6 protein-coding genes and 1 riboswitch are annotated in these 15,292 nt (G+C 46.7%); of the genes, 4 read left to right on the forward strand and 2 right to left on the reverse strand.

Features of this window, described 5'->3' with window-relative positions; translation table 11 throughout:
* From J7E85_RS32865 to J7E85_RS32875, 3 genes are all read left to right on the forward strand, one after another.
* On the forward strand, nt 1–2,469 hold a 2,469-nt coding region (locus J7E85_RS32865), incomplete at its 5' end, for an S-layer homology domain-containing protein (RefSeq protein ID WP_215164156.1).
* A 150-nt stretch (nt 2,470–2,619) separates the two neighbouring features.
* The gene (locus J7E85_RS32870; protein ID WP_251036223.1) at nt 2,620–5,739 is read left to right on the forward strand and encodes a hybrid sensor histidine kinase/response regulator; all 3,120 of its coding nucleotides are present in this window, start codon (nt 2,620–2,622) and stop codon (nt 5,737–5,739) included.
* Between the two features lie 251 nt (nt 5,740–5,990).
* Nucleotides 5,991–6,082: riboswitch (cyclic di-GMP riboswitch) on the forward strand.
* A 253-nt stretch (nt 6,083–6,335) separates the two neighbouring features.
* Entirely contained in the window at nt 6,336–10,004 is a 3,669-nt protein-coding gene (locus J7E85_RS32875) for an isopeptide-forming domain-containing fimbrial protein (protein ID WP_215164158.1), read from the forward strand.
* A gap of 130 nt (nt 10,005–10,134) precedes the next feature.
* Here the strand turns inward: J7E85_RS32875 and J7E85_RS32880 are convergent, their stop codons facing one another.
* A complete protein-coding gene (locus J7E85_RS32880; RefSeq protein ID WP_215164159.1) occupies nt 10,135–11,928 on the reverse strand; it encodes a response regulator in 1,794 nt (597 codons plus the stop codon).
* Nucleotides 11,929–12,219: 291 nt separating this feature from the next.
* Between J7E85_RS32880 and J7E85_RS32885 the strand changes: the two genes are divergently transcribed.
* Complete coding sequence (locus J7E85_RS32885; RefSeq protein ID WP_215164160.1) at nt 12,220–14,379, forward strand: serine hydrolase domain-containing protein; 2,160 nt, start codon at nt 12,220–12,222, stop codon at nt 14,377–14,379.
* Between the two features lie 114 nt (nt 14,380–14,493).
* Here J7E85_RS32885 and J7E85_RS32890 read toward each other — a convergent pair whose 3' ends face one another.
* Nucleotides 14,494–15,189: an MIP/aquaporin family protein gene (locus J7E85_RS32890; RefSeq protein ID WP_215164161.1), complete on the reverse strand. Its 696-nt coding sequence runs from the start codon at nt 15,187–15,189 to the stop codon at nt 14,494–14,496.
* Nucleotides 15,190–15,292: the final 103 nt, after the last annotated feature.

The raw sequence follows: 15,292 nt of genomic DNA on the forward strand, positions 1-15,292 counted from the left end.
ACTCAGCAAGAAGTTGATGAGGCACTTGCGAAGCTTGAAGAAGCTTTGGACAAATTGGTTCGAGTGACACCAGTAGATAAGTCGAAACTCGAAACAAAAGTAACCGAAGCGCAAGCACTCACCGAGAAAGAATACACCTCGGAGAGCTGGCAAGTGATGCAAGAGGAGCTAACGGCAGCACAAGCGGTGCTGAACAAACCGGATGTCACTCAGCAAGAAGTCGATGAGGCGCTTGCGAAGCTGGAAGAAGCACTGGACAAGTTGGTTCGAGTGACACCTGTGGATAAATCGAAACTCGAAACGAAAGTGACGGAAGCAAAAGCTCTTAACGAGAAAGAATACACCCAAGAAAGTTGGATGAACCTGAACCGCGTGCTTGAAGAAGCGGATCGCGTACTGAATGATGACAACGCGACGCAAGAAGCAGTGGATCAGGCGCTGACCGCTCTGCAGCAAGCAGAGAAGGAGCTTGTGAAACTCAGCGGGGAATTGGATCAGCTGAACCTTGTCGGCCTTACCAAAGACGGCGAAAAGGGGATTACGCTAACCCCCGAGTTCGATCCGAATCAGTACAAAAACTATCGCGGAACGGTAACGAACGACGTATACGGCATCAGCCTGAATCCGGTGGCGAAACATCCGGACGATACTTTGGTGAGAGTCTTCGTGGAGGGTAAGGAATATCCTGCCAACGAGTGGAGTAAGCTGCCGCTTAACGAAGGTGAGAACCAGATTAAAGTCGGTGTTTATAACAAAGCTGGCGAGCTGATCAACGAGTATACCTATACCATCGTTCGTGAAAGTGCTGCAACAGCCAACAACAAGCTGGAATCATTGGTTCCATCCGTAGGAAGCCTGTATCCGGCTTTCAATCCGGACCAGAATGCCTATACGATGAGCGTAACGAATAGCGTTTATCAACTGCAACTGACGCCAACGGCGCAAGATCAGGACGCTTCGATTCAGATTCGGTTGGGTAACGGCGAATGGAAAACGATACCGAACGGTAAGATCAGCGATTATCTCGCGCTGAATGTCGGTCCGAACATCATTACCGTTAAGGTTACGGATCAAGACGGCAAGTTCAAAGAGTATACTTTGACGGTAACGAGAGCGTCCGGTAACGATAACTCCGGCGGTGGCAGCACTGGCGGAGGCAGCAACTCGGGCACTGGCAATACAACGCCACTTCCGGGCATAGGTGAGAAACCAGCAAACATTATAACAATCGTTAACGGTTCGAATACTTCGTTCGCTTCCGGCACCGTAAACCAAACGGGAGATCGTACGAACACGACGGTTACCATTGATAAGGACAAGCTGTCCGGCATTCTTGCGGACGGCAAAGGACAGAAACTGGGCATCCGCGTACCGGGTAACGGTGATGTCGAAGTTCGAGGATTGACGGTCCAAGATCTGAAGAAACTTGCCGATACCGGCTCCAGCCTGGAAATCGAAGACTTGCTGGCCATTTATCCGGTTCCAGCAGGACAACTCGATGTTAACGCAATTAGCAAACAGTTCGGCAACGCGCCGATCGGCGACATTGCCACTAACATCAAGATCAAACGTTCGGGCGATGAGTTGGCTCAACTTGCCCGCGAGAAGGCTGCCAAAGGCGGTTATGAACTGCTTGTGCATCCGGTTGATCTCGATTTGACCTTTATGCATGACGGAAAAACGGATAGAGCGGGATTATTGAATGGTTATGCACCAAAATACATCGCAATTCCGGAAGGCGTAGATCCGAACCGCATCACGACGGGCGTGATCGTCAATCCGGACGGCAGTGTATACCACGTGCCGACGGTCGTAACAAAAATCGATAACCGGTACTTCGCGCTCATCAATGATCTTCGCAGCAGCGGCACCTACTCGGTCATCTGGAATCCTCAGGATTTCGAGGATGTAAGATCCCATTGGGGCAGAGAGGATGTCAACAATATTGCAGCAAGACTTGACCTTAAAGGAAACGGCAATAATACGTTCTCGCCGAATCGCCATGTCACACGCTCCGAATTTGCTGAAATTGTCGTGTTAGGCCTGGGCTTAATGCGTCAGGATGCACCACAGGCTAATTTCTCTGATGTACCGGCCTCCGTATGGTATATGGACGCTGTATCCATTGCGAATGAATTTGATATCGTTCGTGGTTATAGTGACGGCAATTTCAAAGGCGGTCTGCAAATTACGAGAGAGCAAGGTTTTGCTATGATTGCTCGCGCGTACCGTTTGATTCAATCCAAAGATGTGCCGAATCAGGAGCAGATCGCATCCACGCTGGCACAATATACGGATGGGGCAAATGTAGCGGCTTGGGCAAAAGCGGATGTAACACAATTGATCAATGCGGGAATTATTCAAGGCAACGGACCTGAAGCGCTTAGTCCGAAAGCGCAAATGACGCGTGCCGAGGTAACCGCACTGATGGCAAGAATGCTGAAAGTGACCAACCTGATCGATAAATAATGAAGCAACGCAAACAACCATTGATGGCATGGAAGTCGTCAATGGTTGTTCTTTCATATCTATTTGGAACCGTAAATGATGGAGCAGTGCCTACATTAGAATGGATTAGGAGAGGAATACTTCTTGGCAAACGACTCACCAAAATACCAAATGAAAAAGAGTCATATGATCTTGTTAATTGGGTTATTGTTAGTCATTCTATCGAGCTTGCGCATGGTGTGGATGGAATTGTTACCTCATCAAGAGCAGGTGTCCATGACGAATGGGCAATTAGATTTGCGTCATTGGAATGCAGAAGATGGCGGCGTTCTCTTGCTTGATGGGGAATGGGAGTTTTATCCGTCACAATGGTTGCTGGATGGTAGTCGTCGGCAGCGTGCGTCAGCCAAGATCGAGCCAAAGCTGATTTCGGTTCCAGGAGGATGGAATGAAGCTTTACATAGCGAAGAGCCGACCCCATATGGTTATGCATCCTATCTCCTGCGTATTAAAGTAAATCCGAAACAGAACGTTAATTATAGTATTCGTGTACCCAGCGTACGCACTTCATCCGAATTATATGTAAATGGCCGATTGCTTGCTAAATCCGGGCAGGTGGCGAAAACAAAGGAAGAATATACGGCGAAGAACCTGCCTTATTCTACAAGCTTTACGGCAGACGACAACGGTGTCATCGACTTAGTGATTCAGGCGGCAAATTATGTGGACAGTCGGGGCAGCGGCATTGCCAGGTCCATTAAATTCGGTTCAGAAGAAGCCATTGCCAAGGAAATGAAATTTTCCGTTTCCATGCAGACGCTGGGAGCCATTATATTTCTTATGCATTCTGTGTATGCACTTATTTTGTTTTTACTAGGAAATAAAGAGAAGAAGCTGCTTTATTTTTCTTTGTTGACACTATGCGTAACACTTTCCAGCCTATTTAGTAACGATGAGAAGCTGTTTCATCAATTGTTTTATATCGGCAGTGATTGGGATTTTCGGCTATCCAATGCCGCTTTTATGATCGGATGTTATGCTTTGTTGGAGTGTACGAATCATCGTGAACTCCCTTACTGGCGCAGGATATATCCTGTTTATACCGTAATGAATCTGGGGACTGCCGCGGTTACGTTGTTTTTAGCTCCCCATCAGGTGATCATGCTCTTCCCGGTTTATTTCTTATTGGGATCCGTCGCAGCCGTAATCACGATCATAGCCATTTTAAAAAAAGTAATCAAGGATATAAAAAGCCATCTGTTACTGCTCTTTTCTATGCTTGCGCTGGTTCACCATTTTCTGTGGTCTTTATTCTGGCGGGAGAGCGGTTTGAGCGTTGTCCACTATCCGTTTGACCTGATTATATCGATGGGGTGCTTGGCGTCTGTATGGTTTAAGGGTTATTTCAACATGCATGCTAACACCAAGGAGATTGCCGCAACCTTGCAAAGAGTGAATGACCATAAAGATCAATTTTTGGCGAATACGTCTCATGAATTTAAAAATCCGCTCCATAGCATCCTTAACATGTCACAGTCCGTTTTGAACAGGGAAGGACATTTGTTACAGGATCGAAGTGTCAAGGAGCTCGAAACGGTACTCTCTGTAGGACGTCGGCTAACACTTATATTAAATGATTTGATTGATGTGATGAGTCTGCGGGAAGGCAACCCACGTTTACAGAAAAAAGTCATATCGATTCAGCCGATCATAACGGGAGTCATTGATATGCTGCAATTTAACGCGGAAGTGAAGTCTGTCAACATTGTAAATCAGGTTCCTGAGGATTTTCCTCCCGTCATAGCGGATGAGAACCGGCTGATTCAAATTGTTTTCAATTTACTTCATAATGCCGTGAAGTATACGAATGAAGGGGTCATTTCGATTCAGGCTTTGGCAGAGGACGGAAGCGCGTATATTGTTATTGCTGATACCGGGATCGGCATGGATGAGGACATGCTGAAACGCTTATTCCTTCCGTACGAGCAAGCCAGCGCCAGCGAGACGATGATTGAAGGCGGATTTGGGTTGGGCTTAAGTATAAGCAAGCAACTTATTGAACTTCATCGAGGTACGTTAGAGGTGTCCTCTGTTTTAGGAGAAGGCTCGAAGTTTACATTTTCGTTAAAGCTAGCGGATCTGAATGCAGAGGATGAGGGGGAGATTTCCAACTCATTCGACCCAATAACATTACAAGCAAAGTCGACTCAGGAAACAGCCTCAGCCGTTCTGGAAAAAGAGGACATCCCGCCAGTGGCAAAACAAACAACCTTTATTGCAATGAATCGTGATCGTCCGCTCTTATTGATTGTGGATGATGATCCTGTCAATCTGCAAGTGCTCGAAGCCATACTACCGCCTGACGATTATGATGTAACGATGGCTACGAGCGGTAAAGAAGCATTGGCTATGCTGGACACGAAGGAATGGGATCTGGTCATCTCCGATATTATGATGCCGCAGATGTCGGGTTATGAGCTGACAAGAAGAATTCGAGAGCGGTATACACTTACCGAGCTCCCTGTGTTGCTCCTTACCGCAAGAAGCCAGCCGAAAGATATCCAAAGTGGTTTTTTAGCAGGAGCCAACGATTATGTGACAAAGCCAGTGGAAGCATTAGAAATCAGATCGCGGATTGAGGCGCTAACGACGATTAAACAAACGGTTCGGGACCAATTGCGATTAGAGGCTGCATGGCTGCAAGCGCAAATCCAACCTCATTTCTTATTCAATGCATTAAGTGCCGTAACCGCTTTAAGCGACATTAATTTGGATAAGATGCGTCATTTGCTTGATGAGTTCAGCAATTTTTTGCGGTTTAAATTTAGGTTCCAAGATACGGATGGACTTGTTTCGATCCAAGAGGAGTTAAGTCTAGTGCGCTCGTATCTATATATTGAGAAGGTCCGGTTTGAAGAGCGGCTGCAGGTCGTTTGGGAGGTAGATGACTGCGAAGAGTTAGAAGTCCCTTTCCTTTCGATCCAGCCTTTAGTTGAAAATGCGATAAGACATGGCATTATGAAGCGTACTCGCGGAGGGGAAATACATATTCGAATTTCTGTCCATGACACGCATACAGAGATAACGGTTCAAGACAATGGGATCGGAATGGATGAAGTTCAATTGCAGCGGATATTGGAAAGAAAAGCAGACCGTAGCTCGGGAGTCGGCCTGATCAATACGGATCAGCGCTTAAAGAGGCACTTCGGAACAGGACTCCATATCAAAAGCACGTTGGGTAAAGGGACAAAGGTAACTTTTTATGTGCGCAGCGAGACGAAGTACATGTAATTTTATGAAGGGGACTATTTTATCTTGTGCCCTCTTTTTATTAAGCCATTAGTCCCAATTTCAAAAATGGAAAGAGGTTCTTTATATCTGATTGACTTCCATCCCGGAGAATAAATTCAGGTCAAAAAGTGACTCAGTGCTCATTCCGAGTCGACGTGTAAAGGGTTATGTTCAGGCCGTAAGGATTATAGACACAAATAGGAATGAAACGTATAGTAAAATTATACATTTTATCGCTAATTTAATACATCGTACGACAATAGCAAACCCACCGAAAGGTGGTGACGCAAAGCTACAGGGGCTAATGTGTGAAGGATAAACACAAGGCTAGCCAGCTGCCGAATACGACGGAAGCCTCCGTCCATTTTTTCTATTCATGTAAATTTGAGACGAAGGTTTTTTTGTTTTTTAAGGTATGAAAGATTGTTATATACCTGATTTGGTAGCTTTGTCAGTTTCCAATTACAGGGGGAATGCATATTTTTTTAAAATAGAAATGGGTTAAAGATAAGAAGATGGACCTTGCGACTTAATCGATGGTTAACGAGATTTGTGCAATTAACGGAAATAATCCGGAAGCATAAGGGGGAAAAACAGTGACGAAAAGGCTTCATTACATAATAACATGCTTAATGGTAGCGCTGCTGATTTCCAGCGGTATACTACCTTCCATGACCCGTACTGCAGCAGCAGCGGAAGGAGATATGTATTCAAGTCAAGTACTTGCGTATCCCTTTAATGGAAAAAATGAGATTACATTATTCGATAAAATTGGCTTCTATCATCTTCAAGCTATTGGCGGTAGTAACGTATATGGCTATGATGTCTCAAATGATCCCAAAATAAAGGGCAGATACATTGATGCAGATAATGATCCATTAACTTACAGCAGCAGCTCAATGGAATATGTACCTAATGGGGAAGTTCAAACGGCATTCCTTTATATTTCTCCTAATAATATCAAAAGTTCAACAGACACCGAGTTAGGAACCTTTATCCAAGGACCAAAGGGCGGAAGGTTCTTTATGGATCAAAGCATTAATGGTGTATATGATATTACAGACTTTGTTAAAAAAGAAGGCGCCGGACATTACTGGGGGAAAAACTTGGAGCTGAGAAATCCGTTGCAGCTTCCTTGGGGCGCCGATGCTTTAGCCAATTGGGATATCGTATTGGTCGAAAAAAATGAGAATTTACCACCAATGATTACAAAATTAAATTATTATAATGGCATTGTTCCTGCTCCCAATAAAAGCTTCACAGCCACTTTATCCGATCAGCCTATGCTCACAAAGCAAGCGGGTAGTTTAAAGGGGAGTATGGTTGTTGGTGTATACGGTGGAAATCGAACGATCATCAATGACCAATATAAAATGACTGCCTTTAAAGATAACCAAGTCCTTAATGACTCGTATGTGAGTGATAGTACTAGAGAAGAATTTAACTTTTGGAATGGAAGCATCACAAAAAACGGACAAAATGTAAGTACAAGAAATCCGGATCGAACGCCAGCTAACACGGATATATATAACTATGATTTTAACGGTTCACCGTTTTTTCCAGCAGGGTTAGATCGTGTAGATCATACGTTTACCGCAGAACCTATAAATTCTAATAGCACTAGCACCGATGCGTACCTTCCGCATTTTTGGGGAGTAGCATTAGAAGTCATTCCTCCTGAATTAGTCATTAACAAGAGTGTAAAAAACAAAGAAGACAAGCCCTATTATGAAGTCGGTGACACGGTTGTATACTCGATTGTTGCGAAAAATACAGTCGATGGGACCGTAGCGAAGAATGTAACCATCGAAGATGAAATACCTGAAGGATTAGAACTTATCGATGGAACCTTACACGCAAGTCATCAAGCAGTTCCTGAGTATAATAACGGGAAAATTACGGTGAACTTCGGTCATGTATCTGATACTGACGAGCGCAAGGTTACGTTTGAAGCGAAAATTTTAGATAGTCAAGCTGGTAAAACGATTAAGAATGTCGCCAATGTAAAAAGTGGTGGCTTAGATCCAGTAACGGCAGAAACGGACTTCACCGTTAATAAGAATCCATTGTTAGAGTCGGGCAAGACGGTAAGCATTGAGGAAAAGGCACCAGGCAACTTGGACGCGCAGCATGCCGAAGTGGGAGATACGCTGCTGTATACCATTCAGACCCGAAACACGATCACAGATAGCACGGTGAATAATCTCAAAATCTCTGATGTAGTTCCTGCAGAACTGAGATATGTACCGGGTAGTTTAACCGTAGATGGAGTATCTGTTACGGATGCCGAAGGAGACGACAGCGGTTATTATGCATCAAGCCGAGTTGTCGGCGAGTTTGGCAACGTCTCGGATATGAACTGGCATACGGTTCAATTTAAAGCGATCGTAGAACCAGGACAAGCGGGTAAGGATATTATCAATATCGCGACCGCAGACGGCGACAATGTCGATACACCGGACAGGCCGCGAGCAGAAGTGGAAGTATACCCGCGGAATCCGTATATTGAATCGGAGAAATTTGCAGCTAATACGAATGTAACCAAGGCCACGTATGAAGTCGGGGATACCATCTCCTATACGATTCGTGTGAGAGGTGTGGTCAACGATACGTATCTGGAAAATCTGACGATTACCGATACGCTGCCGGCAGGGCTGGAATACGTTCCGGGCAGCTTAAAGGTAGATGGTTTGCCTGTCACCGATGAGAAAGACAACGACGCTGGTTATTCTGTAACTGGGGAAGTATACGGATCATTTGGCGATGTTAAGGATCTGAACTGGCATACGCTGGAGTTCCAGGCTGTGATTCAAGCGGGACAAGGCGGTCAGACAATCCAAAATACGGCGCTAGTGGATGGTGACAATATTGATCAGCCAGGCACACCGACGGAAAAAGTTGTCGTTGAGCCAGAACCGCCGATAGACCCACCAGTAGAACCGCCGGTGGAGCCGCCAGTGGAACCACCAGTAGACCCACCAGTAGACCCAGAACCACCTGTCGATCCACCTGTTAATCCGCCAGTCGATCCTGTCGATCCGGGTAACGGTGGTGGAGGCGGTTCAGGTGAAGTTCCGCGCTCTCCGGTAATTGAATCCGAGAAAGCTGCACAGGATCTAAATGGAGGCAATATTGAAGTCGGAGATACGATCGAGTATACGATTCGAGCCCGCAACACGGTTTCCGGCAGCCAGGTAACCAACATGGTGATCTCGGATGAACTGCCGCAAGAACTGGAGTACGTAACAGGTACATTGAAAGTGAACGGCGTCTCGGTAACGGATAACGCCGACGGTGACAGAGGCGAATACGCGAACGGTAACGTAAAAGGAAGATTTGGAACCGTAACGGATACGGCTTGGCATACGCTGGTGTTCCAGGCGAAGGTTGTCAAGGGAGAGCATAGCGACATCATTAAGAATGTTGGTGTAGTCAATGGAGACAACCTGAATGTCCCAAGTCGCCCGAGTGAAGAGATCACGATTAATGACCCGATTTCTGTCGATCCGGCGCCTGTCTTGGAATCCGGAAAAGAAGTGAAGGACCTTAATGGCGGTACGATTCAAGTCGGGGACGTGATCGAGTATACGATCCGGACGCGCAATACCAGACAGAATGATGTTGTAAGAAATCTGAAGATTTCGGACGAGCTGCCGAATGAGCTGAAATATGTGGCAGGCAGCTTGAAAGTGGACAGCCAATCCGTAACGGATGCCCAGGATGGCGATAAAGGCTCCTATGTCGACGGGAAAGTCAGCGGACAGTTCGGCAACATTACGGATACCGCATGGCATACCATCGTATTCCGGGCTGAAGTGATAGCAGGGCAAACCGGCCAGACGATCCGTAACGTAGGTGAAGTAACCGGGGATAACTTGGTCGAACCGTATCATCCATATGAAGACATCATCATTGGTGGTGGAAGCGGAAGTAATCCAGGTGTCCCAGGAGATACGAACGATGGATCCTCTTCCGATAAGCCGAACAATCCAGGCGGGGGTGATTCGGATTCCAAGTCTCCAGACTCCAACCAATCCGGAGGATCCAATGGTTCGGATGACACGGATGTAGCTGGTGAATCAGATGGATCTGGCCAATCCGGCCAATCCGGTACTTCGAATGACGCTGTGAACGCAGAGTCCGGGGACAGAAAAGGCACAGGTAACAAGTTGCCGGATACAGCTACGAATATGTACAACTATGTAGTGGCTGGATGCATCATGCTGCTTGCAGGATTATTCTTGCTAAGAAGAAAAAAAGCATAAAGAGAAAGAGTTGAAACCAACAACCCCTAAGTAATCTAGGGGTTGTTGTTACTTGAATAAATACGAAGGGACCGGAGGAAATCCGGTCCCTTTTAGTGTTGTATATTGAATTAATCGCTGCTTCCAGCACCTATACGATATTCTCGGATCGCGCCATTTGTATTGCTTCTTCTCGGTTGTTGACGCCTAGCTTGGAGTAGAGAATCGAGCAGTAATTGCGGATCGTTCCCTCCGATAAAAATAGCTTGGCGGCGATCGATTTGTAGCGCAGTCCGCCCGATAGATTCTCCAGAATCTCCATCTCGCGTTTCGTAAGCCCGTACGGGTAGTTGTCCTGACTTGAGCCGATTCTTTCCAACTGCTCACGTTGTCGCTTCATCTCTTCGAAGACTTGCGCGGCGACGGATTGGTCGATCCAGGTTCCTCCATTATAAATAAGTTTCAAGGCTTCCTTCATTTCCCGCGGATGAATCGACTTCAGGATGTAGCCTTCCGCCCCGCGCTCCAATGCAGTTGCTGCCTGCAAGGAATCCTCAAACGTTGTCATGAGCACAACCTTCATATTAGGCCATCGCTGTTTCATCTCAAGCAAAGCTTCAAGCCCGCCCATTCCCTGCATTCGAATATCCATTAGCACGATATCCGGTTGAGACCGTTCACAATGCTCCAATGCTTCCCGCCCGTTCCCAGCCTTACCCACGACGATAAATTCAGCATGCTGTTCCAAATTATGCTTTAAGCTGTCCGTGATGATCGCCTGGTCATCAACGATCAGCAGACGGATCATGTCATGTACAGGCTCTGTCTGCAGCGGAATATTACATATGACGATAGTTCCTTGCCCAGACCCGGAATGGACGGACAGCGTGCCGTTAAATAGTTCAAGGCGTTCCTTCATCCCATGGAGCCCAAATCCGAATTGGATGTTTTCCATTCCAATGCCGTTATCTTCGATTTGTAACCGAAGCTGCTGACTATCGAAATGCAGCTGAACGGTTATCACGCTCGCCTGGCCGTGCCGAACGGCGTTGGTTAGAGACTCTTGAAGGCAGCGATATAGACTAAAGTTTATTTTTTGCATAACGAGAGTCTCACTGCCGATCACACGGAAATGGACGGTTATACCTGTCGATTTCATAAACTCTTCGCTTAACTGCCACAGCGATTCACTTAACGAATGGCTTAACGTGGTATGAGAGAGTTTGTGCAGATGCTTTCGGATATCATCCAGACTGTGCTGTGCGATACCGACCAGCGAATCGATCCTCTCGATTTGAGAATCCGGTACGGACGATCGCAGTGATTCGACGCCGACGATGAGCGAGGTAAGCGAATGGCCAATCGTGTCATGCAGTTCATGTGACAGCCGGCTGCGCTCCTCCATCAGCGTAAGCTCCTCGATCCGCTTAATATGCTGCTCCAGTAACAGCTTCTGCTCTTGAATAATACGGGATTGCTTATGGGATTGAATTAATATATTAAACGCGAAGCCGATGGCAAAACCAAGGCTGCAGTTAACGATATATTCATACGGGAGGCGATTAGCCATCCAACCGTTCAAGATCGGGAATATGATTCCACAGAGGATTCCTGTCCACACATAGCTTCTTCGACTGCTCGTCAAGCTGATAATCATCACAAATAGAATGAAAGACCACAGCAATTCGGGCGCTGCGTAGGCTAAATAGAGATGGAACAAGCCCGCTGTTGTGACTTCGACTGCAAGATACCGTTCTTCTTTTCTGCAGCGTACCGTTAATGGAATGAGGTAAACGGCCAAAGCAAGAGAAAGTACAACCCAAACCGGCGCATGGATCAATGACGGATTGACAAAAGCAGTGCTTACGATAATAACCAGCCAAAGCGTTCGTATGGCTACAAGTAACCAATCATACCAGAACCATTTTTTCATTATGGAGAACACGGATTATGCACACCTGCTTGTATTTATTTGCAAACCAATTTCCAAATAATTCAGACCTATCATGCACCATAACTTCACGATCCGTCAAGCAATGGAGAAGGTTGTTAGAACTTGGCTGCAGCCAGCACGTCACATGAACAGTTGACACTTTGTCATACGGGATATTTGACGGGTCCAAGTACGATGTCATCCAAAGCTTGGCGGTTTTATCACTGTCCGATTTAACAACTTCGGGGGTAGGGTGAAGGAGTGAAGCAACACAACATTCCAAAATAATAGGAGCGATGCATTATGAAACCATTCACCACTCAAAAAGGAGCTGCGCTTACTTTAACAGCCATATTGGCGGGTACCCTGGTATTCCCCGCTTATGGAACTGTACATGCGGCAGTTAAGACGCCAACCCAACAAGCGATCGATAAAGCTGCCAATGCCGACCATATTCCGGGCGTTATTGTTACCGTAAAGAAAGGAACGGCGAGCTGGTCATATGCCTCCGGTGAAGCGAATATCGAAAGGAACCATAAGGTGGACGCCGACTCCGCTTTCCGGATTGGAAGTACAACGAAGACGTTTGTCGCTACGGTTGCCTTGCAGCTTGCCGGCGAAAAGAAGCTAAGCCTCGATGATACGGTGGAGAAATGGCTTCCGGGGCTTGTGCACGGTAATGGATTTGACGGAAATAAGATTAAGATTCGTCAATTGTTGAATCATACAAGCGGACTTCCAGACTACTTGACGCCAGAGCTTAGAACGAAATTACTTACGAATCCAGGCGATAATTATACAGCCGAACAGTTAATTGACCGAGCCTTGGAGCAAAAGCCCGTAACGGGCTGGTCATATTCAAACACAAATACGGTTATTATGGGGCTTATTATCCAGAAAGCTACCGGTGAAACCTATGCGGAGCAGATTAAGAAGCGTATTATTGAACCGCTTCAATTGAAAGAAACGTTCCTTCCAGGCAACTCGATGGATATTCCGAAAAAAAATGCCCGCGGCTACTTGGACATGGGAGATAAATTAGTAGATATTACGCTATTTAACCCATCATTTACTAATGCCGCCGGGGAAATGATCTCGACAGGGGAAGATATGACGACGTTTTTCCGTGCCTTACTTGGCGGCAAGCTGTTGACACCGGAGATGAAGAAGGAGATGCTGACCAGCACAGCCGATTCTCCATTTGGGCCGTATGGACTTGGCATACATCAAACAAAGATGCCTAACGGCACCGGCGTATGGGGACATGGCGGAGGTATTCCTGGATTTACCAACTTTGCTGGCGGAACGGAAGACGGTGAACATGTGATCTCGATCAATATCAATGTACTGGGAGACGCGGAGAAACATATCAACAATATTTTAGCGTCGGAATTCGCAGTAGAAGCCAAAAAAGAACTCACGGAAAAGGAAAAGAATAGTAAACATAGGGAAGATGTCAAACGCGTCATGGACGAAGTGGTAACAAGTAAACGCGTCCCAAGTGTCGTGGCTGGTGGGCTGCAGGATGGGCAACGCTGGTCCTACGCTACAGGTACAGCCAGTTACGAAGTACCAAGCCGGGTAGAACCGGATTTTTCCTTCCGTATTGGAAGCATCACGAAGACGTTCACCGCTGCCGTTGTATTGCAGTTGGCTGAGGAGAAACAATTAAATTTGGATGATTCGGTAGAACAATGGCTACCGGGGGTCGTAAAGGGTAACGGATATGACGGCAACCAAATTACGATTCGTCAGTTGTTGAACCATACAAGCGGGATTGCGAGTTATACAGATGATGATATGCGAGACATGACCTTGCCTAAAAATCCATTCCGATATTATTCCGTTGACGAACTCATCCGCTTGGCACTTGCAAAGCCGCCTGTATATGCGCCAGGGAAAGGCTGGAACTATTCCAACACCAATACATTGCTAGCCGGTCAAATTATTCAGAAGGTCACCGGGGATACGTATGCGGAGCAGATCAGGAAACGGTTCATCGAGCCGCTCGGGCTGACGGATACATTCGTTATGGAAAATAGCTCCTATATTCCGGGTAAACATGCCAGAGGATATAATATGGACAGATCGGGTCATATGTATGATTTGACTGAAATGAGTCAATCATGGGCAAATGCTGCCGGTGACATGGTTTCAACAGTCAAAGATCTGACCACCTTTTTCAGTGCGCTGTTAGGCGGAGAGCTTCTGAAACAAGAGATGATGGACCAGATGCTCACGGCAGTAGATTCACCTATAGGTAAATTCGGCCTAGGGATTTACGAAGGAAAAACATCGGACGGGCAATCCTATTGGGGGCATGCCGGCGGAACTTTCGGATTTGAGACGAGAGCCTTCGGACCTGTAGGCGGGAAGCATATTTTGGTAACAGCCATTAACTCGGTAGCCCCGGAAGTTGCGGAGGCTCACGATAATATATTCAATAAGGAGTTTGGCCGTTAAGTTAAAAGCCGACATCGTGCCCTTTATTCGAGGGCCGATGCCGGCTTTCTTGTCGTGTTGTCGTCTATTCATGAAATCGGGCACACATGAAAGACGCCCCTTATGCTCAACATGTTACACTTGTTTCCCCTTAGGCTTGCTGTTCAGTAGCTGGTATACAGCAACGGCCAGCGCTGAGCCGGCAAGCGGGGCGATCAGAAACACCCACACTTGGGATAAGGCCTGCCCGCCAAGGAGAAGTGCCGGTCCCAGGCTTCTTGCAGGGTTAACGGATGTTCCAGTTAAGGCTATGCCTAAAATATGTACGAAAGCGAGTGTCAGTCCGATCACAAGGCCGGTTACATTTCCGTTGCTCTCCGTAGAGGTCACGCCCAGGATCGTATAGATAAATACGAAGGTTAAAATGATTTCGACAACGAATGCCATGGTGGTTGAAATCCCGATCCCATACCCAGGGCCGAAACCATTCTGACCGAGCCCCGTTGTGGGCATACCGGCTGAGACGATGATGGCGTACAGAATAGCGGCGCCCCCAATCGCACCAGCAATTTGCGAAACAACGTACCCGATGAAGTCGGTACCCGTTAGCTTACGCCTAATGAGCATGGCAAGTGAAACCGCAGGATTGATATGACATCCCGAAATCGGACCGATGACGTAGGCCATCGCCACGATAGACAGCCCGAATGCCAATGCGATTCCCAAATGGCCAAGCTCTCCTCCCGCCGTAGCGGCACTGCCGCAGCCAAACAGAACAAGCACCAATGTTCCAATGAATTCGGCAGCGTACTTTTTAAAAGACGTGTTCATAATCTACCTCCTAAATAATTTAAATCGATTCTCATTATAAACGAGGCAAATAGACAAAAACTGAACAGAGAGCTTCGATGTCTGATTATCGAACAAAAATGAC

Source organism: Paenibacillus sp. ISL-20, assembly GCF_018613005.1.
Classification (GTDB): Bacteria; Bacillota; Bacilli; order Paenibacillales; family Paenibacillaceae; genus Paenibacillus_AQ.